The sequence below is a fragment of the Nocardia sp. 2TAF39 genome (assembly GCF_052114905.1).
GTDB lineage: Bacteria > Actinomycetota > Actinomycetes > Mycobacteriales > Mycobacteriaceae > Nocardia.
Window position 1 is genome coordinate 44,884 of record NZ_JBFRFQ010000039.1, and the last position, 23,453, is coordinate 68,336.

Annotated in this window: 26 protein-coding genes; 16 read left to right on the forward strand and 10 right to left on the reverse strand. The window is 64.8% G+C overall.

Annotated elements, in window-relative coordinates:
* Window positions 1-193: 193 nt before the first annotated feature.
* Window positions 194-1,357, reverse strand: a complete 1,164-nt coding sequence (locus tag AB4Z47_RS22415; RefSeq protein ID WP_441953276.1) for a steroid 3-ketoacyl-CoA thiolase — start codon at window positions 1,355-1,357, stop codon at window positions 194-196.
* A 102-nt stretch (window positions 1,358-1,459) separates the two neighbouring features.
* Here AB4Z47_RS22415 and AB4Z47_RS22420 point away from each other — a divergent pair, with 102 nt between their 5' ends.
* Complete coding sequence (locus tag AB4Z47_RS22420) at window positions 1,460-2,761, forward strand: cytochrome P450 (protein WP_441953277.1); 1,302 nt, start codon at window positions 1,460-1,462, stop codon at window positions 2,759-2,761.
* A gap of 65 nt (window positions 2,762-2,826) precedes the next feature.
* Here AB4Z47_RS22420 and AB4Z47_RS22425 read toward each other — a convergent pair whose 3' ends face one another.
* From AB4Z47_RS22425 to AB4Z47_RS22445, 5 genes are all read right to left on the reverse strand, one after another.
* Window positions 2,827-3,243 carry a nuclear transport factor 2 family protein gene (locus AB4Z47_RS22425; protein WP_441953278.1) on the reverse strand — a complete coding sequence of 139 codons (417 nt, stop codon included), beginning with the start codon at window positions 3,241-3,243 and terminating at the stop codon, window positions 2,827-2,829.
* A gap of 40 nt (window positions 3,244-3,283) precedes the next feature.
* Window positions 3,284-4,168 (reverse strand): TIGR03619 family F420-dependent LLM class oxidoreductase, encoded by an 885-nt coding sequence (locus AB4Z47_RS22430; RefSeq protein WP_441953300.1) that lies wholly within the window; start codon window positions 4,166-4,168, stop codon window positions 3,284-3,286.
* A 5-nt stretch (window positions 4,169-4,173) separates the two neighbouring features.
* A complete protein-coding gene (locus tag AB4Z47_RS22435) occupies window positions 4,174-5,271 on the reverse strand; it encodes a thiolase domain-containing protein (protein WP_441953301.1) in 1,098 nt (365 codons plus the stop codon).
* A gap of 173 nt (window positions 5,272-5,444) precedes the next feature.
* A complete protein-coding gene (locus AB4Z47_RS22440) occupies window positions 5,445-6,482 on the reverse strand; it encodes a thiolase domain-containing protein (RefSeq protein ID WP_441953279.1) in 1,038 nt (345 codons plus the stop codon).
* Window positions 6,483-6,494: 12 nt separating this feature from the next.
* Window positions 6,495-7,424 (reverse strand): Zn-ribbon domain-containing OB-fold protein, encoded by a 930-nt coding sequence (locus AB4Z47_RS22445; RefSeq protein WP_441953302.1) that lies wholly within the window; start codon window positions 7,422-7,424, stop codon window positions 6,495-6,497.
* A 199-nt stretch (window positions 7,425-7,623) separates the two neighbouring features.
* On the opposite strand from AB4Z47_RS22445, the gene AB4Z47_RS22450 reads away from it, so the two are divergent.
* Window positions 7,624-8,658, forward strand: a complete 1,035-nt coding sequence (locus AB4Z47_RS22450; RefSeq protein WP_441953280.1) for an LLM class F420-dependent oxidoreductase — start codon at window positions 7,624-7,626, stop codon at window positions 8,656-8,658.
* A gap of 25 nt (window positions 8,659-8,683) precedes the next feature.
* The gene (locus tag AB4Z47_RS22455) at window positions 8,684-10,240 is read left to right on the forward strand and encodes an acyl-CoA synthetase (protein WP_441953281.1); all 1,557 of its coding nucleotides are present in this window, start codon (window positions 8,684-8,686) and stop codon (window positions 10,238-10,240) included.
* Window positions 10,241-10,267: 27 nt separating this feature from the next.
* Here the strand turns inward: AB4Z47_RS22455 and AB4Z47_RS22460 are convergent, their stop codons facing one another.
* Window positions 10,268-10,570 carry a hypothetical protein gene (locus AB4Z47_RS22460; protein WP_441953282.1) on the reverse strand — a complete coding sequence of 101 codons (303 nt, stop codon included), beginning with the start codon at window positions 10,568-10,570 and terminating at the stop codon, window positions 10,268-10,270.
* 198 nt (window positions 10,571-10,768) lie between these two features.
* Here AB4Z47_RS22460 and AB4Z47_RS22465 point away from each other — a divergent pair, with 198 nt between their 5' ends.
* The 3 genes from AB4Z47_RS22465 (at window position 10,769) to AB4Z47_RS22475 (ending at window position 12,943) form a co-directional block, all read left to right on the forward strand.
* Window positions 10,769-11,542 carry a dienelactone hydrolase family protein gene (locus tag AB4Z47_RS22465; protein ID WP_441953283.1) on the forward strand — a complete coding sequence of 258 codons (774 nt, stop codon included), beginning with the start codon at window positions 10,769-10,771 and terminating at the stop codon, window positions 11,540-11,542.
* A gap of 98 nt (window positions 11,543-11,640) precedes the next feature.
* The gene (locus AB4Z47_RS22470; RefSeq protein WP_441953284.1) at window positions 11,641-12,012 is read left to right on the forward strand and encodes a transposase; all 372 of its coding nucleotides are present in this window, start codon (window positions 11,641-11,643) and stop codon (window positions 12,010-12,012) included.
* Between the two features lie 214 nt (window positions 12,013-12,226).
* Entirely contained in the window at window positions 12,227-12,943 is a 717-nt protein-coding gene (locus tag AB4Z47_RS22475; RefSeq protein WP_441953285.1) for an HAD family hydrolase, read from the forward strand.
* Here AB4Z47_RS22475 and AB4Z47_RS22480 read toward each other — a convergent pair.
* Entirely contained in the window at window positions 12,940-14,409 is a 1,470-nt protein-coding gene (locus AB4Z47_RS22480; RefSeq protein ID WP_441953286.1) for a helix-turn-helix domain-containing protein, read from the reverse strand. The genes AB4Z47_RS22475 and AB4Z47_RS22480 overlap by 4 nt on opposite strands.
* A gap of 158 nt (window positions 14,410-14,567) precedes the next feature.
* Here AB4Z47_RS22480 and AB4Z47_RS22485 point away from each other — a divergent pair, with 158 nt between their 5' ends.
* The 8 genes from AB4Z47_RS22485 to AB4Z47_RS22520 all read left to right on the forward strand — a co-directional run bounded on the left by AB4Z47_RS22485 (window position 14,568) and on the right by AB4Z47_RS22520 (window position 18,932).
* Window positions 14,568-15,734: a radical SAM protein gene (locus AB4Z47_RS22485; RefSeq protein WP_441953287.1), complete on the forward strand. Its 1,167-nt coding sequence runs from the start codon at window positions 14,568-14,570 to the stop codon at window positions 15,732-15,734.
* Window positions 15,731-16,354, forward strand: coding sequence for a 3'-5' exonuclease (locus tag AB4Z47_RS22490; protein WP_441953288.1), 624 nt, complete (start codon window positions 15,731-15,733; stop codon window positions 16,352-16,354). Before AB4Z47_RS22485 ends, AB4Z47_RS22490 begins: the two co-directional genes overlap by 4 nt.
* Window positions 16,351-16,545: a hypothetical protein gene (locus AB4Z47_RS22495; protein ID WP_441953289.1), complete on the forward strand. Its 195-nt coding sequence runs from the start codon at window positions 16,351-16,353 to the stop codon at window positions 16,543-16,545. The genes AB4Z47_RS22490 and AB4Z47_RS22495 overlap by 4 nt, the downstream gene beginning before the upstream one ends.
* A 6-nt stretch (window positions 16,546-16,551) precedes the next feature.
* Window positions 16,552-16,980 (forward strand): hypothetical protein, encoded by a 429-nt coding sequence (locus tag AB4Z47_RS22500; RefSeq protein WP_441953290.1) that lies wholly within the window; start codon window positions 16,552-16,554, stop codon window positions 16,978-16,980.
* Between the two features lie 343 nt (window positions 16,981-17,323).
* Window positions 17,324-17,572 (forward strand): hypothetical protein, encoded by a 249-nt coding sequence (locus AB4Z47_RS22505; RefSeq protein ID WP_441953291.1) that lies wholly within the window; start codon window positions 17,324-17,326, stop codon window positions 17,570-17,572.
* A gap of 180 nt (window positions 17,573-17,752) precedes the next feature.
* A complete protein-coding gene (locus AB4Z47_RS22510) occupies window positions 17,753-17,908 on the forward strand; it encodes a hypothetical protein (protein WP_441953292.1) in 156 nt (51 codons plus the stop codon).
* 3 nt (window positions 17,909-17,911) lie between these two features.
* Window positions 17,912-18,166: a hypothetical protein gene (locus AB4Z47_RS22515; protein ID WP_441953293.1), complete on the forward strand. Its 255-nt coding sequence runs from the start codon at window positions 17,912-17,914 to the stop codon at window positions 18,164-18,166.
* A gap of 193 nt (window positions 18,167-18,359) precedes the next feature.
* Entirely contained in the window at window positions 18,360-18,932 is a 573-nt protein-coding gene (locus AB4Z47_RS22520) for a GNAT family N-acetyltransferase (RefSeq protein WP_441953294.1), read from the forward strand.
* 160 nt (window positions 18,933-19,092) lie between these two features.
* On the opposite strand, the gene AB4Z47_RS22525 is transcribed toward AB4Z47_RS22520, so the two are convergent.
* Window positions 19,093-20,088, reverse strand: coding sequence for a sigma-70 family RNA polymerase sigma factor (locus tag AB4Z47_RS22525; protein WP_441953295.1), 996 nt, complete (start codon window positions 20,086-20,088; stop codon window positions 19,093-19,095).
* A gap of 184 nt (window positions 20,089-20,272) precedes the next feature.
* On the opposite strand from AB4Z47_RS22525, the gene AB4Z47_RS22530 reads away from it, so the two are divergent.
* A complete protein-coding gene (locus AB4Z47_RS22530) occupies window positions 20,273-20,692 on the forward strand; it encodes a VOC family protein (RefSeq protein ID WP_441953296.1) in 420 nt (139 codons plus the stop codon).
* Window positions 20,693-20,757: 65 nt separating this feature from the next.
* On the opposite strand, the gene AB4Z47_RS22535 is transcribed toward AB4Z47_RS22530, so the two are convergent.
* Window positions 20,758-21,540, reverse strand: a complete 783-nt coding sequence (locus AB4Z47_RS22535; RefSeq protein WP_441953297.1) for a crotonase/enoyl-CoA hydratase family protein — start codon at window positions 21,538-21,540, stop codon at window positions 20,758-20,760.
* A gap of 60 nt (window positions 21,541-21,600) precedes the next feature.
* On the opposite strand from AB4Z47_RS22535, the gene AB4Z47_RS22540 reads away from it, so the two are divergent.
* Window positions 21,601-23,250, forward strand: a complete 1,650-nt coding sequence (locus AB4Z47_RS22540; protein WP_441953298.1) for an acyl-CoA synthetase — start codon at window positions 21,601-21,603, stop codon at window positions 23,248-23,250.
* The last annotated feature ends 203 nt before the right edge of the window (window positions 23,251-23,453 follow it).

Here is a 23,453-nt window from a genome sequence, read left to right on the forward strand (position 1 = left end):
CCAAGGGCTCTCGAGAAGCCAAGGTGCGGACCGGTTCTGGCCCGTCGTTGCGGTCTCACTCGCAGCCCTCCTGGTAGCGATAAGATAGCTGACGTCTCATCTAGTTCGCGGTATGTGAGTTTGTGTGGCGTACGACACGTTTCCAGCCAGTGGGGATGAACGTTCAACAAATGGCTCGTAATGGTTGAAGTTCTTACAACCTCTCGATGATCGTGCCCGTCGCGAGTGCGCCACCGGCACACATGAGAACCATCGCCGTACTGCGATCGGTGCGCTCCAGCTCGTGCAAAGCCGTTGTGATGAGGCGTGATCCGGTGGAGCCGACAGGGTGGCCGAGTGCGATCGCGCCGCCGTTGACATTGACCCGGTCCATGGCGGGCTGGTGCACCGAGGCCCAGGACAGCGCGACCGACGCGAACGCCTCGTTGATCTCGAAAAGGTCGATATCGCCGATCTTCATGCCGGATCGCTCCAGCAGCCGAGTGCACGCCTGCACCGGGCCGTCGAGGTGGAACTCGGGCTCCGCGCCGACCAGCGCCTGAGTGACGATTCGTGCCCGCGGCCGCAATCCGGCTCGCTGCGCGGCCTTTTCGTCCATCAGAAGCACTGCCGCCGCCCCATCGGAGATCTGTGAGGAGGAGCCCGCGGTGTGCACGCCGCCCTCCAGGACCGGCTTCAGCTTGGCTAGGCCATCGATGGTGGTCTCGCGTAAACCTTGATCCCTTGTCACGTCCAGCTTTTCGCCGGTGAGGTTGCCCTCCTTGTCCACCGCGGGAGCGGTGACGGCGAGCACCTCCCGGTCGAACCGGCCTTCGGACCAGGCCCGGCTCGCCAGACGCTGTGAGCGCGCGCCGAACTCGTCCACATCGGAGCGGGTGATGCTGCGCCGCTTGGCAATCCGTTCGGCGGACTCGAACTGATTGGGTAGATCGATGTTCCATGAGGCCGGCCTGCGCGGGCCCGCGTGCTCGCCCACATTGGCGCCCAAGGGAACTCGGCTCATCGCCTCCACGCCGCAGGCGATGCCGACCTCGATCGCGTCGGCCGCGATGAGCCCGGCGATCAGATGGTTGGCCTGCTGGGCGGAGCCGCACTGCGCGTCGACGGTGGTGGCGCCGACCTGCCAGGGTAGTCCGGCGTGCAGCCACGCGACCCGGGTGACATTGTTGGACTGCTCGCCCGCCTGGGTGACGCAGCCTCCGATGACCTGCTCGACCTGTGTCGGGTCCAGGTGGGCGCGCTCGAGTAGTCCGCGCTGGGCGAGGCCGAGCAGTTCGGCCGCGTGCAGGCCCGACAGCCAGCCGCCGCGCTTGCCGATTGGGGTCCGAGCGGCCTCGACGATCACGGGTGTGCCCATGTCCAACCTTTCCTTATGGGACAGAAAACTGAAACGCGTTCATAGCACTTGTCGGGGGCGGATCTGTCCGGTTTCTTTCCTCGTTCTCGCGCCTGTGCTTCAATGATTATAGAACGTGTTACAGTTTTTCGAAGGAGCCATCTGGTGGTAGACACTCGGAATGCCCGGCCGGATCTGCCGGACGGGTTCGACGTTACGGATCCGGCCATCTACGCCGAGCGTGTTCCGGTCGAGGAGTACGCCGAACTGCGCAGGACCGCCCCGATCTGGTGGAATCCGAAGTCGCCCGACGTCAGCGGCTTCCACGACGACGGCTTCTGGGTGGTTAGCAAGCATGCCGATGTCAAGGAGGTTTCGCGGCGCAGCGACGTGTTCTCCAGCCACGAGAACACCGCCATTCCGCGGTTCAACGACGACATCACCCGCGAGCAGATCGAGATGCAACGGATCATCCTGCTGAATATGGACGCGCCCGAGCACACCAAGCTGCGCAAGGTCATCTCGCGCGGGTTCACGCCGCGTGCGATCAATGGTCTGCGGGCGGAGTTGTCGGCCCGCGCCGAGTCGATCGTGAAAGCGGCGGCCGAGTCGGGCTCCGGGGACTTCGTCACCCAGGTCGCATGCGAACTGCCGCTGCAGGCGATCGCCGAGCTGATCGGCGTCCCGCAGGAAGACCGGATGAAGGTCTTCGCCTGGTCGAACGACATGACCGGCTACGACGACCCGGACAACGACGCGGACCCGGTCGCGGCCTCCGTCGAGATCCTGGGTTACGCGTACCAGATGGCCGCCTCCCGCAAGCAGTGCCCGGCCGACGACATCGTGACCACGCTGGTTCAGGCGGACATCGATGGCGACAAACTCAGCGAGGAGGAGTTCGGGTTCTTCGTGATGATGCTCGCGGTCGCGGGCAACGAGACGACCCGCAACGCCATCTCGCACGGCATGATGGCGTTCCTGGACAACCCGGACCAGTGGGAGCTGTTCAAGAAGGAACGGCCTGCGACGGCCGCCGACGAGATCATTCGCTGGGCCACCCCGGTCACCTCCTTCCAGCGGACTGCGCTGGAAGACACCGAGCTCGGTGGCGTGCAGATCAAGAAGGGTCAGCGTGTGGTCATGCTGTACCGTTCGGCCAACTTCGACGAGGAGGTCTTCGAGCACCCGGAGAAGTTCGACATCATGCGCAAGGACAACCCACACCTGTCCTTCGGCGGTACCGGGGCGCACTTCTGCATCGGGGCGAACCTGGCCCGGCTGGAGATCGACCTGATCTTCAACGCGATAGCCGATCACCTGCCCGACATCAGCAAGCTCGGGGACGCGCGGCGCCTTCGTTCGGGCTGGCTCAACGGGATCAAAGAGTTCCCGGTCGACTACAAGACCTGCCCGGTCGCACACTGAGATGAGAAGGGCCGCACACCGATTATCGGTGTGCGGCCCTTCTTGTTGTATGCCGTGGTCGGCGCTCAGTCCGCCCGTCGCGCGGTCTTCATGGCTCGGTCGACCTCCCAGAACGCGCGCAGGGCGGCGATCTTGCCGTCATCGTCCACCCGGTAGGTGAACACGCCGTCGGCGTCGATCCGATGACCGCCGATCGTGCTCCGGATGGTGCCGGTGAAGGCGACTTCCTTGCCGCAGGCGAACGAGTCGCCGAACAAGAATTCGATCAGATCGGTCTTGGCGATCGCCTTGTCCCAGAACGCGGCGATCGCCTCCGTGCCGCGATGGCCCTTGCCCTCTGGATCGAAACCCGAAGGGCCGATGGGGTCTTCCACGATGCCGTCCTCGGCGAACAGCGCGACCCACGCCTGTTTGTCCCGCGCTCGCACGGCGGCCTGGGAGGCCAAGCCGGCGGCCCTTGCCGGATGCTCGGCGGTGGTCATACGCACTCCTTCGACCAGCAAGTCTGCCGCGTAGTGGTCCTCACCGCGCGGCCACGACAGGTTTCGCCACGTACTGTTCCGCGAACTTCCGCAGCGAGTCCTGTTTGGCGACAAGGTCGCCGTCGAAGCCGATGCCGTCGGCCAGCCAGGGCACCACGATCGCGTCAGTGACGCCCGCGTCGGCGAGGTCTTGGTACCCGGATCGCCCGAAGCGGTCGATGCACACCGCCTGGATCTCGAATGGCTCATCGGCCCTGCCGAACTCGGCCCGCAAGGCGTCCAGCTTGCCGATGGTGCGGCACAGCTCGTCGTAGGTCATCATCGCCGAGGTCCAGCCGTCGCCCACCCGTGCGGCGCGCCGCAGCGCCGCCTCGGTGTGCCCGCCGATGTAGAACGGCACCGGCTGGGTCGGCGCCGGGCTGATCTGCAGCGAGTCGAAGTCGAAGAACTCGCCGTGGTACTCGACCATCCCGCCCGCCAGCACCAGCTTGATGACCTCGATCATCTCGTCCACTCGTGCACCACGTCGCGCGAACGGCACGCCGCACCACTCGAATTCCTCTGGCGCCCAGCCGATCCCGACTCCGAAGCCGAACCGATTGCCCGATAGGTTGGCCACCGAGCCGACCTGGCGGGCCAGCAGCAGCGGGTTGCGCGAACCCAGCTTCAGCACGTTCGTGTAGAAGCGGATGCGGCTGGTCACAGCCGCCATGGCGGTCGCACCGATGAGCGGGTCGACCCACGGCGTGTCCGGCCCCCAGAATCTGCTGCCGTCGGCGGTGTAGGGATACTTCGCCGACGCCGACTTCATGTAGAACAACGAGTCCGGCAGCGCGATCGATGAAAATCCGCATTCCTCAGCGGTTTTCGCCAAGCCGGGCAGCTGGTCCAGCGGACTCAGCGCGATTCCGAGACTGAACTTCAGCGGAGTCATCGCCGCTCCGATCCGACTACCCACATCGAGAAGTACTGCGACCCACCGCCGTACGCGTGTCCCAGCGCCTTGCGGGCGCCTTCGACCTGGTAGTCCCCGGCCCGTCCCATGACCTGCTTGGCGGCCTCGGCGAATCGGATGAGCCCGGACGCGCCGATCGGGTTGGAGGAGAGCACGCCGCCGGACGGGTTGACCGGCAGGGTGCCCCCGATCTCGGTCTCACCCTTGTCGGTGAGCTTCCAACCATCGCCTTGCGGCACGAAGCCGAGATTCTCCAGCCACATCGGCTCGAACCAGGAGAACGGCACGTAGATTTCCGCCACGTCGATCTCGCTGAGTGGATCGGTGATTCCGGCCGCCTCCCACAGCGCCGCGGCCGCGTCCCGGCCGGCCTGAGGGTCGACCTGATCGCGTCCGGCGAAGGTGGTCGGCTCGGTGCGCATCGCGGTGCCGTGTACCCAGGCAACCTTCTTGCCGGTGGCTTCGATGGCGGCGGCCGCGTCTTCGTCGCCGATCACGATTGCGCACGCGCCGTCCGAGGAGGGGCAGGTCTCGTCGAATCGGATAGGGTCCCATAGCATCTGCGATGCGAGCACGGAGTCCAGCGTGATGTCGGGCTGCTTCAGGTGGGCGAGCGGGTTCTTGGCGCCGTTGCGTCGATCCTTCACCGCGACCATCGCGCCGATGTGGCTCGGCGCGTTGGATCGCCGAATGTAGGAGCGCACGTGTGGAGCGAAGTAGCCGCCCGCGCCCGCGCCGACCGGCATGGTGAACGGCACCGGAATCGACAACGCCCACATGGCGTTCGACTCCGACTGCTTCTCCCACGCGATCGCGAGCACCCGCTTGTGCACACCGGCCTGCACCAGATTTGTCGCGACGATGCCGGTTGAGCCGCCGACCGAACCGGCGGTGTGCACCCGCAGCAGCGGTTTTCCGGTGGCGCCCAAGGCATCCGCGAGGTACAGCTCGGGCATCATGACGCCCTCGAACAGGTCGGGCGCCTTGCCGACGACGACCGCGTCGATGTCGGCGATGGTGAGGCCGGCGTCTGCGAGTGCGCGATCGATGGCCTCCCGGCACATGCCCGCCATCGACACGTCGGTCCGTTTCGTCACGTGATGTGTTTGTCCGGTGCCGAGCACCGCGGCCGGGTAACCCCCACCCGTCGCCCGACCGCCGCCCCTCACCGAATCGCTGCGCGATGCTGTGCGCCCACCCGTCGCCCGACCGCCGCCCCCCATTGAATCGCTGTGCGATGCTGTGCTCATTGGGTCTCCGATTCCAAGACGGTCACAAGGTTCTGCTGCAGCGCGGGGCCGCTGGTGGCATGGGCGAGGGCGCGATTCGCCGAGCCCGCGATGATCGCTTCGGCCGCGAAGCCGATGCGCTCCAGGCCCGCGGCGAACATGGGGTTGGCCGCGAGCGCGCCACCGGACGGATTCACCGTGGTGCCGTTCGTCAGGCCGATCGCTTCGGTGAGGATCAGCTGCTGGTGGCTGAACGGCGCGTGCAGTTCCGCGATGTCGAAGCCACTGGTATCGCCGCCGGTAACCGCCTGGGCCGCAGCCGAAGTCGAGGGCGAGACGGTGAGGTCGCGCGCGCCGAGCACCGAGGTATCCACCCGGTGTGCCATGCCGGTGATCCAGGCGGGGCGCTCGCAGAGTTCGCGGGCGCGGTCGCCCACCGCGAGCACGACGGCGGCCGCACCGTCGGTGATCGGCGCGACGTCGTGCGCGCGCAGCGGGTCGGCGACATACGGCGCGTCGAGCAGGCTCGCCACGTCACCGGATTCCCCCGCGGCCACGGCGGCCATGTCACGCTCGGTCCAGCGCCCCGCGTCGAGTCCCGCGCGGGCCTGCAACCCGGCGATGGACAGGGCGTCCGGCCACAGCGGCGCGACCAGGTACGGGTCCAGCTGCATGGTGAGGATCTGGCGCAGCGTGCCCGCCGAGGACTTGCCGAAGCCGTACACCAGTGCGGTCTTCGCCTGTCCGGAGCGCAGTTTCACCCACGCCTCGTACAGCGCCCACGCGGCGTCCATCTCCACGTGCGACTCGTTGATCGGTGGCACCGCGCCGATGGCGTCGACCGCCGAGATAAACGAAAAGGCCCTTCCGGCAAGGTAATCGGATGACCCGGAGCACCAGAAGTCGATATCGGACTTGGTGATGCCGAGCCGGTCGTAGAGCTGCTGGAAGCAGGGCACCAGCATCTCGACACCGTTGGTGGTGCCGAAGGTCTCCGGCACATGCGGTGCGTGGGCGAAACCCACGACCGCGATATCGGTGGCGTTGTCAGTCAACGTGCGCCTCTCTCAGAGGTGATGCTTGTAGGTCTCGTAGTCGGCGTCCGGCTCCCCGGTGGGGCGGAAGTGGTCCACGTTCTCCAGGCCGTAGCCCCACTCCTCGCGCGGCTTCCATACCGCCTCCACCCGCATGCCCATGCGCACTTCGTTCGCCTCGCACCCGAGCACCAGGTGCAGCACCGGAATGTCCGCGCCATCCAGCAGCACGTACGCCGCGACGTACGGCGGCTTGATCCGCTGCCCGAGAAACGGGACGTTCACGATGCAGAAGGTGGTGACCGTGCCGCGATCGGGCAGCTCGATGAAGTCGTTGGTCGGCCTGCCGTCGGTGGGGTTCGCGCCACGCGGCGGGAAGTACACCTTGCCCGCGTCGTCGGTGCGGCCGCCGATCAGCTTGCCCTCGGCCAAGCCGCGCAGGTAGACGGTTTCCTGCGGGGAGGCAGTGTGTTTGTAGGGCAGGTCGACCGGCGTCGTGATCATCGTGACCGGGTCGGCCGTGCTGCCGAATCCGGTCGGGACGCCGGACTTCTCGCCCGGCTCGAAGCAGGCGATGTCGCGGATGCTGCCCTCGGTCTGTGCCGCCCATCGGGCGGTTACGCGCAATCCCGTGTGGATGTCTTCGGGTTCGTCGACGTCCACCGCGTGCAGCAGTGTGGTGTCGGCGCCGTCGAGCCGGATCAACGCCCAGGCGAACGGACGGTCGAACGGCTGTCCAGGCAGCGGCTCGCGCACCCAGGTCCAGGATTCCACGGTGCCGGTGTCGGCGACATGGACGAACTCGGTCAACGGTTCGGCGGTAATCGGGTCGTATTCCGGCGGTGGCACGATCACGCGGCCGTCCGAGCCGCGCGCGCCGACGATCTTGTGGTCGCGCAGTTCGGTCAGAAAGGTTCCGATGGTGGTTCCGACGGAGCGGGTGTAATCGAAACGCACCCGCAGGGGCGCGCTGAGTACGTCGGGCGCTGAATCCGACTGGCGGCGCTCTGCCGCCTCCGGGCCCGTCGCTCGCGCCGCGGTGTTCAATCCCGTGGCACTCCCACCGGCGATTGCCGTGGATGCAGAATTCCCCTGAGTCACGATATCGAGTAGAACAGGTTCTTATTCTGGTGGCAAGCAATTGATCGGAAAGGGGTTCGACATGAAGTTCGGATTGCAACTCGGGTACTGGATGGCCCAGCCGCCCGCCAACGCGGGGGAGTTGGTGGTGGCGGCCGAGGAAGCCGGGTTCGACGCCGTATTCGCCGCCGAATCGTGGGGGTCGGACGCCTTCGGCCCGCTGACCTGGTGGGGCTCGTCGACGCGGCGGGTCCGCCTCGGCACCTCGGTGGTGCAGATGTCGGCGCGCACACCCGCTGCCACCGCCATGCACGCGCTCACGCTCGACCACCTCAGCGGTGGTCGCGCGATTCTCGGTCTCGGCGTGTCCGGGCCGCAGGTGGTCGAGGGCTGGTACGGCCAGCCGTTCGCCAAGCCGTTGCAGCGCACCAGGGAGTACGTCGGGATCGTCCGGCAGGTGCTTGCTCGGGAGGCGCCGGTCACCAGCGAGGGCCCGCACTACCCACTGCCCTACACCGGGCCGGGCTCGATCGGTCTCGGCAAGCCACTCAAGCCGATCGTGCATCCGTTACGTGCGGATTTGCCGATCTGGCTCGGAGCGGAGGGGCCCAAGAATGTGGCGCTCACCGCGGAGATCGCCGACGGCTGGCTGGCCATCTACTACGCGCCCAGGCTGGCCGGGATGTACAACGACTGGCTCGACGAGGGGTTCGCCCGGGCGGGCGCACGGCGTAGCAGGGAAGACTTCGAAATCGCCGCGAGCTGCCAGGTGGTGATCACCGACGACCCGGCGAGCGAGTTGGAGCGGATGCGCTGGATCATGGCGCTCTATATCGGGGGCATGGGCGCGCCCGAACTGAACTTCCATGCCCAGGTCTATCGGCGCATGGGGTACGAGCGCGAGGTCGACGAGATCGGGCGGTTGTTCCAGGCGGGCAAGAAGGCCGAGGCCGCGGCCATGGTGCCGGACGAGCTGATTCTGGACACCGCGATCATCGGCGACGAGGAGTATGTCCGCAAGCAACTCGGGGTGTGGGCGGCGGCGGGCGTCACCATGATGTTGGTATCGGTTCCGGACATCCCGCAAATGCATCGGCTCGCAGCCCTTGTCGAATAGTAGAACACGTTCTAGATTCAATGGGGTGACGACGCAGGAGTCAGTGAAAATTCTCGGTCTGTGGAACATCGCCGAAGCCGAACCCGACCGGATCGCGATGGTCGATCCCTCGGGCCGGGACGTGACGTATCGCGAATTGGCAACGCTCGCCAACCGTTACGCCACCGGTCTGCGGGGGCTCGGCCTGGAAACCGGCGACGTGTTGGTGAGCATGGTGCACAACAGCGTCGAGGCGATCGCCGCCTACTTCGCTGCCTATCAAGCCGGTTTGTACATCGTCGCGGTGAACTGGCATCTCACCGGGCCGGAGGTGGCCTACATCCTGTCCGACAGCGAGGCGAAGGCGTTCATCGCCAGCGATCGGTTCGCCGCCGCCGCCAAGGCCGCGGCCGACGAGGCGGGACTACCCGCGTCGGCACGCTTTTCGGTGGGCGAGATCGAGGGCTTCAAGTCGGTGGCCTGGCTCGGCGCCGCGGATACCGGACGTCCATCGAACCGCAGCACCGGCGCGCCGATGCTCTACACATCCGGAACGACGGGGCGGCCCAAGGGTGTTCGGCGCCCGCTCACCGGGGCCGACCCGGACGTCGTCCCGCCGCACAGCACCGCGTTCTTCGGCCTCTTCGAGCTCGCTCCCTACGACGAGAATGTGCACATCTGCGGCTCGCCGCTGTACCACACCGCAGTACTGAACTTCGCCACCATCTCGATCCAGCTGGGCCACAAGCTCGTTCTGATGGATCGCTGGGACGCCGAGGACATGCTGCGGCTGATCGACAAGTATCGGGTGACGCACAGCCACATGGTGCCCACGCAGTTCCACCGGCTGCTCGCACTGCCGGAGGAGGTGCGCGCCAAGTACGACGTGTCCTCGCTGCGCAGCATGGTGCACGGCGCCGCGCCGTGCCCGCTGGAGACCAAGCGGCAGATGCTGGAGTGGTGGGGACCGACGGTTACCGAGTATTACGCGGCCACCGAGGGTGGCGGCACGGTGATAAATGGCACCGACTGGCTGCGCAAGCCGGGCTCGGTCGGCAAGGCGTGGCCGTGGTCGGTGATCAAGGTGCTCAGCGAAGAGGACGGCTCCGAGGTACCGGTCGGCGAGCCGGGCCTGGTCTACATGCGCATGGGCGCCTCGAGTTTCGAGTACCACCATGACAAAGCCAAGACCGAGGACTCGCGCGTCGGAGACCTGTTCACCGTCGGCGACATCGGACACCTCGACGAGGACGGCTACCTCTACCTGCACGATCGGCGCTCCGATCTGATCCTCTCCGGCGGGGTGAACATCTACCCGGCCGAGATCGAGAACGTGCTCGTCACCCATCCGAAGGTCGCCGATGTGGCGGTTTTCGGTATCCCGCACCCTGATTGGGGCCAGGAGGTGAAGGCGGTCGTGCAACCCGCGGACGGCGCGAAGGGCAGCGACGAGCTCACCGCCGAGCTATTGGCATTCGCCGCAACACAATTGGCGAAGTACAAGATGCCCAAGTCGATCGACTACCTGCCCGAACTGCCGCGCGACCCCAACGGCAAGCTTTACAAACGCAAGCTCCGCGACCGCTATATCCCGGCGTCCTAGCTCCCGTGCCTCCAACTCGCTCACCGCTCAGTACTCCCGTGATGTGTCTGACTTCATCCGGCCCGCGTCGATCAGCGCTTGCCGCGCCGCAGGCTTACGCGGGCAACTCTGCACCTGGCGCCTGCGATGCCGCTGCATGGTCCAGTGCGCTTCGGGCACGCTCAGTGGTTGGTCGGGTGTCTCGTGCGGCCACCGGCCACCGGCCAGCGTCAGCGGGCCGGGCGCCGTCGACCTTGATCCGTCGGCGCTCGGCTCTCCACTCGGCCTGTAGCGGTCTACGATCTCTTGTTCGTCGACCGGCTCGGCTTCCCGCCACCAGTTGAATCCCACCGCTTCACCCCTGCTGTGTTCGTATGCCTTGGTGTGGACACCCGGCGTGGGGAAATCGCCAGCAGGCTCTCCTGCGATGGCCGGTGCTCGCCTCGAATCGGAGCGATGTGGTAAACCTGACGTCGCACTCGAAGCGGAGGCTTCCACTTTGTTTCGACGGGCTCGAGGGTGCCGACGTACGAGGAGATATTGCTGCCCATGACTGCTGCTGTCCAAGGCATATCGGTGGATATCCCAACGCCGGACGGCGCCGCCGACGCCTATATGGTCTACCCGGACGACGGCGCCCCACATCCAGGTGTCCTGCTGTACATGGATGGTTTCGGCCTGCGGCCCAGCTTGCGGACGATGGCCGATCACATTGCGGCGCACGGCTACACGGTGCTGGCTCCGAACGTGTTCTACCGGCACGGTCGCGCGCCCGTAGTGAAACTGCCGGACTTCATCGATCCCGCACAGCGGCCCGAGATCTTCCAGCAGCTCGTGCCGATGATCGTCGAACTCACCCCCGACCTGGTCGCCCGGGACGCCGGCGCGTACCTGGGCTGGCTGGCGGGATTCTCCCGAACCGCCGATGGCCCGGTGGGTGTCACCGGCTACTGCATGGGCGGCGCGCTTGCGCTGCGCGCGGCCGCCGCATTCCCGGACTGGGTGGCGGCCGCCGCGGGCTTCCACGGCGGGCCGCTGGTCACCGATGCTGCCGACAGCCCGCATCTCTCGGTCGGAACCATCACCGCAGAGCTGTATTACGGCCACGCCGGTGCGGACGTCAAGCAGTATCCGGAACAGTTCGATCGCTTCGAGAAGGCACTCGAGGCCGCGGGCGTCCGCTATACCTGCGAGGTGTACGAGGGTGCCCAGCACGGCTACACCCAGGCCGACACCGCCGCCTACGACGCCGCGGCCACCGAACACCACTGGCGGGAACTGCTCGCCCTGTTCGACCGCACGCTGCAGCCCGGACGCAACTGATCGGAAAACCTCGACAGGAGGATGCTATCGGCGCATCGGGCCGAATCGACCGGTCGTCCGGGCCCGTAAGCCGGGCCATACCGAGCGCCCCGGTCGAGATGGTCTTGTTCCACCGGCGAATGGTGCCCTGCGGCAACAGGTATCGAATCGTCACCGCACTGGGTGTGCACTTCGCTGGTGACGCGGTCAGCCTGATCTGGGACGGGCTGCCCTCGCACCGCTCCAAGGCCATGAAAGCCTGGATCGCGACCCAACGCACGTGGCTGCCCGTCAAGCAACTCCCGCCCTACGGTTACGAACTTAACCCTATCGAAATGGTCTGGGGCAACATCAAATCCACCGAACTGGCCAATCTGTGTCCCGACACGATCGATGAAGCCCGCGCCGCTACCGAAACCGGGCTCGAACGCGTCGGCACGAACTATGATCTGTGTTTCAACTTCCTCGACTACACCGGGCTTCTTCTCTGACAGCAACTCACTCTATTACCGAAAAATCTTTAATGGCGGGATTGATGACGAGCGGGCAACGGCTGAGCAGCAACCACCCAGGAGACAAGCGATCGTCCCAGAGTGTAGGCCGCTACGTTTAGTAGGTCAGCTCCGAGTCGGCCGGTGGGTCACCCATCACGGACACGGACGCGCAGAGTGCCGCTCAGACAGACCTCATGCCAGAATGCTCGGTATGAGTGCGGCTTACGCGGGTCTGGTCGTTTGGGATGTTGACGGCACCTTGATACCGGCCGACTTGCGTTGGCTCCGAAGGGCTGTCGCCCGCACATATGCTCTTGAGGAGGAGTCGATCGTCTTCCCGAAGACGCGCGTGCATGGCTACACCGATGAGTCGATCGTTGTGGATACTGCTGTCGCTTCGGGGGTGCAGTCGGAAGTTGCCGAAGAGGGCGTCGAGCAGTTTCACGAGGTGCTGGCCCGTGTGATGTTCGAGGGGGAACAGGAACTTGCCCGTGAGCAGCCAGCGTATCCCGGTGCGTTTGATTCCATTGCCTCGCTGCACGAACGTGGGTTCGTGCAGACTGTCTTGACCGGAAATCTGCGTGTAGCAGCCGAAGTTAAACTTCGCGTATCGGGCCTGGACCGATACCTGGATCTGGGTATCGGCGCGTTCGGCGATGACGCGCGTGACCGGTTTGAGCTTCCTGCCGTGGTTGTCGAACGGTTCGCCGCTCAATACGGCACTACGCTCGATGCGAGTCGGACGGTTGTCATTGGTGATGCCCCGAACGACATTGCTTGTGCTCGTCATGCAGGTTTTCACGTTATTGCGGTCGCGCATCGAATGCCCCGCGATGAGCTCGAGCAGCATTCTCCCGACGCGGTCTTGGACCGGCTGGACACGGATATGGTGGTCTCGGCCGTAGATTTCTTGGCGGGTAATAGTTAGGAGAGCTTGAGGGTTTCTATCCTCTCTCGAAGCTCCCGAACCGGTGTTTCAGTTCTCCATGGCTCGAGTCGGCCAAGCGCACGCTGAGCGCGTTCGATCCCTCGCGAATTTCCCATTGCAACTAGATTTTTGTATGCATCTCCCAACATTCGGCACCCCTCCTCTAGTTCGCCACTCAGTACATGGGCGCTCGCAAGGTCTACTCGTGCGGCGAGAGCGACATTCCGATTATCTGCTGCGGTTGTGCTGATGGCTTGATTCAATGCAGTTATCGCTTTCTGAGGTTCGTTAAGGAATAGCCAGCATGTTCCTTCATAGACCATAATCCGTGTCGGATTCCAGTCGCTGAAAAGACCGGTCTGATCGGGCTCGGCGATCTCGTCTACAGCGCGGCGTGCGCGCGCTAGTGCTTCTCGACATTCCCTGGCCAGCTCCAACACTGCGAATGCCTGTGCTTGCTCCGCTGCTATCCGAGCTTGCGCGGCGGGCGGAAGAACATCGGCGACTGCCGCAGCTTCCCCGAGCAGCTGAAGACCGTCATCGCCGTCTGAACCGATCAGCGTTGCGGCGTCCGAGCGGAGATTGCTTTCGAAGATTCTTGCAACCCCGCCGAGTGCTGGGTCTCTAATATCGTCCGCAAGACGCTTTGCGAATGCGCAACTTGCCAGCGCCATCGAACGATCTCCAGTCGCGCTCCAGAGTCGACTCGCCACGATTGAGGTTTCGCCAAGGAGGAAACCGATCTGATTCTTGACACGTTCGTCGGCGGCGCTCCGAAACAGCGCTGTCACCGAATTTCGATGCGCCGAAATGAGTGGCAATAGTGCATCGGGTGCAATGCTTTGTCTTTGACCTGCAAATAAGCGGGTTACTGCCGTAAAGCTAGTGAGGGTGCGTTCAGAAATTTGTCTTGAACGAGCGACAGCCTCTACGGGGTCGCAGTTACGAATAAGGTCGGGGTCTAATGCGCCGGTTGCAGCGACTACAATTCCTTGAGTGAGGAGTGCGCGACGGTTTATCACAGAAAAATCCCCATCGTCTTCGGATTCGCAAGCGGGACCGGCAAGACCGCCACCCGCTAGACCGACGATACGCGGATCGAGAGGCAGTGATACAACTCGGCCGTCGACGATAACCGGCAACATGACGGTGGTGCCGTTGACCGTGTTCTCGGGGGCGGTCGACCTGTTGCGCGTGGCGCGTTGCGCGTCGTGGGCCTGCGCGCGCAGTGTGACCAGTGCGCCGTCCGCACCGAGCCCGGCGTCCAGCGCGGCCACGAGCTCGCGCGATGGGAGCACGGCGTCCTGACTCTCGGCCATGCCGACGTACTGACGGGTATAGCGAATCTTGGCAGCGAGCTGGCGCTGACTCAGGCCCGCCGCTTGCCTGCGATGTTTGATTTCGCGCGCCAACTGGTCGGCGATGCTTGCTGGTTGCCGTTTTGATTCGCTGGTCGGGTCGTTCATTGGTGCCCCCTGCATTGGTTCATTCTTACCTACCGCACGGTGGTGGCAAATCGGCTTTCTGGCGATTTGCCTTCTTCCTTGCCTTGGGGGTGTGGCGGTCTGCTCGTTGTAGGCACCGCAAAACGGGGTGGCCTGGAATCGAGTGGGAGGCGCAGGCCATGAGAACGACGACCCGCCACGGCGTTCCGCTGCTGGACGTGGCACAGCGAGCGACGATGCGGCCAGAACTGCTGGACGTGATCGAGTACCGCAAGTCCGGATTGAGCGTGAACTGGATTGCGGGGTGCCCGCTGGATTGCGGGTATTGCGTGCGGCATTTGTTCGACAACTTCGAGATGAAGGTTCCGCGAGCGCTGATGGACGACCAGGAGGCCGCCGACCTGCTGACCGGTCATCGGTACTTCCGGCCGCACGTCACACCGATCCAGCTGCTGAACCGGGCTACCGACCCGATGTTGCCCAGGGTCAAGCAGCACACCTTCACCATGCTGAAACTGCTGGATGCGCGCGGGTTGACCAACCACGTTCTGGTGATCACTCGGTGGCGGGTCGAGCCGGAGGATTGCGCGGTCCTGAACTCGATCAAGAACCTGAAAGTTACTGTGCTGGTAACACATTCGGGCATCGATGACCCCGGTGTAGAGCCGGTGGACTCCACGATCGCGACGCGGTCGCTGGCGACCGCGTTCGAGCGCGCGGACCGCTATCGGGTGGTGTTGTACTGGCGGCCGATAGTGCCGGGTCTCAACGACTCGGACGAGCATCTACGCCGTGCGCTCACGCTGAGCCACCACGCACACGCGACCGTGTTCACTGGCCTGTTCTTCAAAGACCAGATCCGCGACTACTACCGGGCGAACGGACTGCCCGAACCGTATCCGGACGGTGCCCGGCGCAAGGTGTTCCCCGAGGTGCTGGAACGACGGATTCTCAATGCTGCCCACACCATTCGGCCCGGTTCCGCGTTGTTCCGCAAGACCAGTTGCGCGGTCGCCTACGCGCACGGAATCGCCGACTACAACGGCCATTACGGCATCCGCGAACTGTGCGACATCTGCCCGGTCGCACAGCTACAGCGGTGCGCTCGGGCATGGCGACGCCCCGACGAACGGCATGTCGCCGATCAGGCAGCCGACCTGGGCGGCACCCTCATAGAGGTCAACGACCGCGCTGCGGTCGTGGCCGGGTTGGACGAGCAACGCCGCTACTGCCTCCAGCACGGTTACGGCTACCAGGTCCACGACATCGGCAAACCACACCACCACAACCGTCATGGCCGCGCCGATCTCGGCTGGCCCACCACGAGGGAGAACACGCCATCATGACGACACCGATTCCGTTCCCGAACACCCTGCGCGAGCGGCAATTAGCCGTGGTCGACGTGGAAGGCAACGGGCATAATCCACCCGAGATCATCGAGATTGCGGTGTTGCTGATAGACGGGCCGACGACCCCGGATGCGTTGCGATCGTGGCTGGTCCAGCCGCAACAGCCGGTGACACCGATCGTCACGCGCAAGGTCCACGGGATCACTAACGCCGATCTCTCCGATTGCCCGCCCTGGCGAGAGGTTGTCGACGAGATCGACGAAGCCTTGTGCGGGCGGGTGCTGATCGCCCACAACGCCGCTGTCGAGCGCAAGGTCCTCACAGCGCATCTGCCGGACTGGAACCCGCCGTTGATTCTGGACACGCTGCGGCTGGCAAAGACGGTCTGGCAGGGGCTGGATTCGTATGCGCTGGACAAACTCATCGAACGCGGCCAACTCGACACCAGCACCATTGCCGGGCAGGGCTACCACCGCGCCGGATACGACACCTGGGCCGCGTGGCAGTTGCTGTGCGCATTGATCACCGATGGCGAACTGGACTGGCCCGAGTTGGTCACTGCGGCTGGCCTTCCCGAGTTCCTGCCTGTCCGAGAACCCGAAAGAGGTTTGTGGTGAATTCCCTCGATCAGCCGGTCACCATCGCGGTGGTCGGCACCCATTCCACCGGCAAAAGCACCTTCCTTGCCCGGCTGGCTCACGAGCTACGCCGGACTGGCGTGCAAGTCTCCACGGTCGCGGACCTGGGCGAGCAAGCGCAACGCTTGGGCTTGCCGATTCTGTGGAATCACACCTGGACCTCCACGTAGTGGATCATGACGCGCGGTATCAGTAACGAGCTCGAGGCATGGCTGCACGGTGATGTGGTGCTGGTCGACCGCGCGGTCCCCGACGCGCTGGGCTACTACCGGGCCGCTCTGGACTATCGCGGCGAGACCCCAGACCCAGATGGATGGGCATATCTGGAAACGCTGGCTCGCGCCCATAGCGACCGCTATCACCTCGTCTTCCGCACGCAGCTCGACCCAGATATTCCATTGGGCACCAACAAAACCCGCGACGGCGACCAGCAATTCCGGACACTCGCCGACCACTACGTCGGGGCGGTGCTGAATGAGTTGACGCTCCCATGGCTGCCTCTGGCCGCCGACGGCCACGAGGCGGCGCTGGCATTGGCGACTGGTTTCGTCTCCAAACAACTTGGTGACGACGCGATCCCCGGCCCCGCCAGTGCCACCGCGTGAGCGGCCTGATCTTCCCGACCCCATCACTCGCAGATGGCGACCGCCGACCGGGCGAAGGGCGCACAGACAGCCCGGTAACGCCGCCCCGAGGAGAGGAAGTCATGTCCAAAGCAAAACTGCCGCAACGAATCCCGTTTATCAGCGGTGCGCCACTCACAGGCAACTGCAGCCCGCAACCTATCGAGCTGATAGAACGCGTTGCCGACGCCGTCCGCGAGTGGGCGGACCAGACCTCCCGATGCCGGGGTGCAGCGTCCCCTGGCATCGGGGAAACCACCTGCCGGACACACACAACAGGCCCGGGGGTCCGGACACACACAACAGGCCCGGGGGTATAGCCCAAATGCCCACAGCTCTGGTCATCGCCTTCGTAGTCGCCGCCATCATCTACGGCACGCTCTGTTTCTTTGACTGTCCCGTGAAGGGAGTCGTGGAGTGCCATGCTGCGCCCGATATCCCCTATACGCCCGATGACGCACACCTGGTGTGGCAGGCGCGGATCAGCTGCGACACCGAAACGTGTGCCGACAAAGCTGCCGCGCTCGACGTTCTCATCGAGGACGGACGCGTCAAGCCAGGGGCTGTCCGATGATGACGCTCGCCGACGCCGAGCAGTGGCGCCACTTCCACCGCCATTGCCATTCCGAGGGCACATTTCGTTCATTGGACCACGCCCGATTCGTGGCTAACGTCCACGGCGGCCACGGCCCTACTTGCCTCCAATACCTGTCGGCGGCCGCCTACAGCTTCGGATCAGGCGATGGAGCCGACCATGGCGAATGACGAACCCATCGGCTACAGGGAGTCCTCGATCGACGGCTCCCTGTACGTCGTCGGCGCCGACGGACAGTCCTACACTCCTGAGGAATACGCCGACCACCTCGAGGAGCAAGCGATCGAGCGTGCTCACACCATATTGGACCGCTGACCGATGGCACTTACTGAATCGCAAGCGAAGGTGCTGGGCGCTCTGTTCGCTGAGTCCCCGAGGGCACTGTCGGTGCCAGACCTCTGCGGCTGGGTGGATGTGCCTGGCCGGACTGTGTACCGCGCCATGGACGAACTCGTTCGCTCCGGCCTAGCGGAAGGCACTCGCCGCCGCTGGCGCATCACCAGCAGCGGGCGGGCGCTGTTCCAGAAGCCCATATACCGCGACTACCGCGTCAGCGGGGATTCCGGGCATTGAAATTCCCGGTATGCGCGGGGACTACAATTACCGCTGTCGAGCAGGGAATATCGGTCCTCGCAGACCTGGAAGACTCCGTATCCTCCATTCGTACGCTGCGACTGCTCGAACCTGTACGGGTAGCAGCAGAAGGCTGATCCGACGAGTTCTCGTCGCGATTTGATGAAGTGGCACGAAAGGTGACGACCACCGCATGAGCCCCGAGCACTCCACGTCGCTGGTCGAAGGCATCGAGTTCCGGCACTACACCGCCGCGCAGGCGCGCGAACTCCGCGATGAAGTCGAGCGCATCTTTCGAGACGCCTACGTTGAAGCGATCGAATCGGGCGAAGAGTTCGAATCACCCGAAGCATTCATGCGGCGATTCGACGCGTACACCGATCCCGGCCGCGCAGGCGCATTCGAATTGGTGATCGCTCGAGTCGACAGCCAGCCCTGCGGCCAGGCATGGGGTTGGCCGCTCACCGCAAAGACCGGATGGTGGGTCGGTCTTCAACTCGATGAAGGCGACCCGGCTGCGTTCGCCGCCGAGAACGGCTCTCGCACATTCGCACTCAGCGAAATCATGGTCCGCAAGGAGTTCACCGGCAAAGGCATGGCGTGTGCTCTGCATGACGAACTGCTCATCGCCCGACGCGAGCAGCGCGCAACGCTGCTTGTTCGCCCAGAAACCGCCGTGCGTATGACAACTAGCGACGGTGGGGTCGGTTCCGGGTCGGTGCACTTCGCCCGGACTGGCCGGATGCCACACAGTTCGACGTCCTGATGCGCGAGCTCGACCCAGCCGGTGCACGCTAGGCGTCGCGGTGGGGCGTACGCATGCCGGAGACCCCAAAAGAGCCCCGGCTCAACTTGGGCGCATGCACGCATTCGAGGTCAGGCGGGCGGTTGCTCGGAATCGGGTATTGGAATAGGTGGAGCGGCGCTCAAACCTCGCGCAGTTCGGGTACCAGGCCGAAGAGTGGGAAGAGTTTTTCGGTGTCGAGGAAGAAGTTCAGGCCGGCGATGGTGCCGCCGTCGATTTCCAGCACCGTGATCGACCACGGCACCCACACACCCGGCTCGCCGCCCGGCTTGTAGTGGCCGAAGGCGGGTAGACCGTTGGCTCCCTCGAGCCGGACCATTCGCGAATCGCGGCAGGCGCTTCCGGTGCCGAGCATGAAGGCGGCCACGTTCTCCGGGCCGGAGATCCACAGCTCGATCGGCGGCATGGACAGCGCGACATCGGCTTTCAGCAGTGTGGTGAGAGTATCCATGTCGTAGGCCTCGAACGCCTTGACGAAGTTGTCCACGAGCCTGCGCTGGTCTTCGTCGGTCTCGTCATAGGTGTCAGTGGCCGTCGGCTGGACTTTGGACATGGTGGCGCGGGCCCGTTGTAGCGCACTGTTCACGGATGCGGGCGACATAGTGAGCGCATCGGCGGTCTCGTTGGCGGAGAATCGCAGCACCTCGCGCATGATCAGGATCGCGCGCTGCGTGGCGGGCAGGTGCTGGCAGGCGGCGACGAACGCAAGGCGCAGTGTGTCTTTGGCGCTGGCGTGCTCGGCCGGGTCGGCGCCGAAGGCGAGCGCGTTCGGGATCGGCTCGACCCAGACGTAGTCGGGCTGCGGTGCGGGCAGCGGCGAATCGGGCCGGGACGGGCCGGACAGATCCATCGGCCGCGCCCTGCGTTGCGGGCCGTCGATCATGTCGAGGCAGACGTTCGTGGTGATCTTGTACAGCCAGGACCGTAGGCTGGCGCGACCCTCGAACGAGCTGTAGGACTTCCACGCCCGGGTCAAGGTTTCCTGGACCGCGTCCTCCGCTTCGAAGGAGGAGCCGAGCATCCGGTAGGCATACGCGCACAACTCTCTACGATGGGCCTCGAATGAGGCGAGCACCTCGGGAGCGAGGCCGGCAGGGGAGCCGGACGAGTCGTTCATGGCTGTCACCCTGCCACAGGCCGCCGACACAAAACAGGTCTTCGAGGCGGCCACCTGCGAAGATCAAGATCATTAAACCTGTCTGCGCTGTGTGGCGCGTCACCTACACCTCGGCGATGAATTCGCCGTCCGGCGCCCGTCATATCCAGTGACACGAACGGACTCGCTCGAGAGGAAGAGGCCAATGAGCAGCAGGATGATCTTCGTCAATCTCCCCGTAGCCGACCTGGACCGGTCGAAGGCCTTCTACGAAGCGCTGGGCTGGAAGGTCAACCAGGAGTTCACAGACGACAACGCCGCCTGCATCGTGGTCGACGACAACATCTGCCTGATGCTGCTTACCAAGGACTTCTTCACCACCTTCAGCAAACGGCCGGTGGCCGACACGAAGGCGGCGATCAATGCCGCCTACGCGCTCGCGCTCGGCAGCATCGAGGAAGTCGACAGCCTTACCGCCGCCGCGCTGGCCGCAGGCGCGACCGAAGAGGTGAACGAAGACAAGCGGGCACAGGAGGCGCAGGTCGGCATGCACGGCCGCACCTTCATCGATCCGGACGGGCACCAGTGGGAGCCGTTCTGGATGGACTACCCGGGCGCCAGCTGAGCCCGGTGTGGGGCCCCCGATGCGTGCGCGCAACCGGGGGCGTCGTGCTCTTGGTTGCGGGGCTCTCAGTTGCCTGTGAACGTGGGCTTGCGCTTCTCTGCGAACGCCTTCGGACCCTCCTTGGCGTCCGCCGAACGGAACACTGCCGTGCCGAGTTCAGCGTCGATCTTGAAGGCGTCCCCCTCCGCCATGGCCTCGGTCTCCCGGATGGTGCGCAGGATGGCCTGCACCGCCAGCGGCCCGTTGGCAGCGATCTGCCCGGCGAGTTGCAGTGCCTTGTCCAGTGCCGTTCCGTCCGGCACCACATGTCCGATCAGGCCGATCTCTTTGGCCTCTGCGGCGGTGACGTGCCGGCCGGTCAGCAGGATGTCCGCGGCCACGGTGTAGGGAATCTGGCGGACCAGTCGCACCGCGGAGCCGCCCAGTGGGAACAGGCCCCATCGCGCCTCGGACACACCGAATTTCGCGCTTTCGCCGGCCACTCGGATGTCGGTGCCCTGCAGGATCTCCGTGCCGCCCGCGATAGCGGGACCCTCGACCGCCGCGATCAGCGGCTTGGTCAGCCTGCGGCCCTTGAGCAGCGCCTCGATCTTGGACAGATCCCAGCCGCCGCCCGCGAACGAATCACCGGGGTGCTGGGCGGTCATCGCCTTGAGGTCGGCGCCCGCGCAGAACGCGCCGCCCGCGCCGGTCAGGATCGCCACCCGGATGTCCGGATCGTTGTCCACCTGGTCCCAGGCGTCACGCATGATCGCCATCATCTCCGCCGACAGCGCGTTGCGCGCCTCGGGTCGGTTCATGGTGACGATGAGGACGTGGTCCCGCTTCTCGACGAGGCAGTGCGGCATTGCTGATTCTCCTGACTTAGAGCCTTGTCAGAAACAGTAACACGTTCTATTTTTAAGGCTGTGAGCTACAACATAGCGGACCTTGTCGAACATGCCATCGACCTGATGCCCGACCGCGTCGCGCTGGCCGACGACGGCCGCGAGGTCACCTACGCCCAACTGGAGGAGCGGGCCAATAAACTTGCTCACTACCTGCAAGAACGGGGAGTCAGGCCGGGCGACAAGGTGGGCATCTACGCACGGAACACGATCGAGGCCGTCGAGGCGATGGTCGCGATCTTCAAGGCGCGCGCCGTGATGATCAACGTGAACTACCGATATGTCGAGAACGAGTTACAGTACATTTTCGACAATTCGGACATGGTCGCGCTGATTCACGAGCGCCGCTACAGCGACAAGGTGTCCGTGGTTCGTCCGAACACCCCGACGCTGCACACCGTTATCGTCGTGGACGACGATACGACCGGAACGGTCGCCACCGCAGCCGATTCGGTGGAGTACGAAGCGGTGCTCGCGCAGTCCTCCGGCGAGCGCGACTTCGGTGATCGTTCCCCGGACGACCTGTACATGCTCTACACCGGCGGCACCACCGGCATGCCCAAGGGTGTGATGTGGCGTCAGGAAGACGTGTGGCGCGTGCTCGGCGCGGGGATCAACTTCGTCACCGGCGAATACGTCGAGGACGAATGGGAGTTGGCGAAAGTGGGCGCGGGCAGTCCGGCCATGGTGCGGTTCCCGATCCCGCCGATGATTCACGGCGGTGCGCAGTGGGCCACCTTCCACAGCCTGTTCGGCGGCGGCAAGGCCGTGATGATTTCGGAGTTCTCCGGGCACGCGGTATGGCAGGCCATCGACAAGCACAAGATCAACCTCATCTTCATCACCGGTGACGCGATGGCCCGCCCGATGCTGGACGCGCTGATCGAGGGCAACCCGGAAACCGGCCAGCCGTATGACCTTTCGAGCCTGTATGTGATGGCAAGCAGCGCGGCGCTGTTCTCACCCGCGCTCAAGGACCAGTTCCTGGAGCTGCTGCCGAACCGGATGATTTCCGACTCGATCGGCTCCTCGGAGACCGGCTTCGGCGGGTTGTCCATCGTGGCCAAGGGCGCAACGCACACCGGAGGCCCGCGGGTGAAGATCGACGCCTCCACCGATGTGCTCGACGACGACGGCAATCCGGTGCAGCCCGGGTCCGGCGTGGTCGGCATTCTGGCCAGGCGTGGGCACATTCCGCTCGGCTACTACAAGGACGAGGTGAAGACCGCGGCGACCTTCAAGGAGTTCAACGGGATTCGCTACGCCATCCCCGGTGACTTCGCCAGGGTGGAGGAGGACGGCAGCGTCACCATGCTCGGCCGCGGATCGGTCAGCATCAACAGCGGCGGCGAGAAGATCTACCCCGAGGAGGTCGAGGGAGCGCTCAAGACGCACCCGGAGATCTTCGACGCGCTCGTTGTCGGCGTCGAAGACGAGCGGTGGGGCCAGCGGGTGGTCGCCGTAGTGCAATGCCGCAGCGAGAACCGACCGACCTTGGCGGAACTGCGCCCGATGCTCTCCCAGGAGATCGCGTCCTACAAACAGCCGCGCAGCCTGTGGTTCGTCGACGAGATCAAGCGCTCGCCCGCGGGCAAGCCCGATTACCGCTGGGCAAAGGAGCAGACCCAGGCACGTCCCGCCGACGACCACGCGGAGGCGAATTCGAAGTAGGACGTGACGCGGTCGGCCGTTGCGAACTGAGTGCCGGCCCTGCGCCGCGCCTCGACTAGTGTGTCGGTCCCGAAATTTTCGCCATATATTTCGCTAGGGAGTCGAGGATTTCCTCGGCTGTTTTGCGCCAGACGAAGGGTTTGGGGTTCTCGTTCCAGTTGGTGATCCAGGCGCGGACGTCTTTCTCCAGCGCGGCAACGCTT

Coding starts and splice junctions, on each gene's coding strand:
- AB4Z47_RS22415 (WP_441953276.1), bottom strand. CDS start 1,357: ATGGGCACACCCGTGATCGTCGAGGCCGCTCGGACCCCAATCGGCAAG.
- AB4Z47_RS22420 (WP_441953277.1), top strand. CDS start 1,460: ATGATTATAGAACGTGTTACAGTTTTTCGAAGGAGCCATCTGGTGGTA.
- AB4Z47_RS22425 (WP_441953278.1), bottom strand. CDS start 3,243: ATGACCACCGCCGAGCATCCGGCAAGGGCCGCCGGCTTGGCCTCCCAG.
- AB4Z47_RS22435 (WP_441953301.1), bottom strand. CDS start 5,271: ATGGCGGGCATGTGCCGGGAGGCCATCGATCGCGCACTCGCAGACGCC.
- AB4Z47_RS22450 (WP_441953280.1), top strand. CDS start 7,624: ATGAAGTTCGGATTGCAACTCGGGTACTGGATGGCCCAGCCGCCCGCC.
- AB4Z47_RS22465 (WP_441953283.1), top strand. CDS start 10,769: ATGACTGCTGCTGTCCAAGGCATATCGGTGGATATCCCAACGCCGGAC.
- AB4Z47_RS22470 (WP_441953284.1), top strand. CDS start 11,641: ATGGTCTTGTTCCACCGGCGAATGGTGCCCTGCGGCAACAGGTATCGA.
- AB4Z47_RS22475 (WP_441953285.1), top strand. CDS start 12,227: ATGAGTGCGGCTTACGCGGGTCTGGTCGTTTGGGATGTTGACGGCACC.
- AB4Z47_RS22480 (WP_441953286.1), bottom strand. CDS start 14,409: ATGAACGACCCGACCAGCGAATCAAAACGGCAACCAGCAAGCATCGCC.
- AB4Z47_RS22485 (WP_441953287.1), top strand. CDS start 14,568: ATGAGAACGACGACCCGCCACGGCGTTCCGCTGCTGGACGTGGCACAG.
- AB4Z47_RS22490 (WP_441953288.1), top strand. CDS start 15,731: ATGACGACACCGATTCCGTTCCCGAACACCCTGCGCGAGCGGCAATTA.
- AB4Z47_RS22500 (WP_441953290.1), top strand. CDS start 16,552: ATGACGCGCGGTATCAGTAACGAGCTCGAGGCATGGCTGCACGGTGAT.
- AB4Z47_RS22505 (WP_441953291.1), top strand. CDS start 17,324: ATGCCCACAGCTCTGGTCATCGCCTTCGTAGTCGCCGCCATCATCTAC.
- AB4Z47_RS22510 (WP_441953292.1), top strand. CDS start 17,753: ATGGCGAATGACGAACCCATCGGCTACAGGGAGTCCTCGATCGACGGC.
- AB4Z47_RS22515 (WP_441953293.1), top strand. CDS start 17,912: ATGGCACTTACTGAATCGCAAGCGAAGGTGCTGGGCGCTCTGTTCGCT.
- AB4Z47_RS22520 (WP_441953294.1), top strand. CDS start 18,360: ATGAGCCCCGAGCACTCCACGTCGCTGGTCGAAGGCATCGAGTTCCGG.
- AB4Z47_RS22525 (WP_441953295.1), bottom strand. CDS start 20,088: ATGAACGACTCGTCCGGCTCCCCTGCCGGCCTCGCTCCCGAGGTGCTC.
- AB4Z47_RS22530 (WP_441953296.1), top strand. CDS start 20,273: ATGAGCAGCAGGATGATCTTCGTCAATCTCCCCGTAGCCGACCTGGAC.
- AB4Z47_RS22535 (WP_441953297.1), bottom strand. CDS start 21,540: ATGCCGCACTGCCTCGTCGAGAAGCGGGACCACGTCCTCATCGTCACC.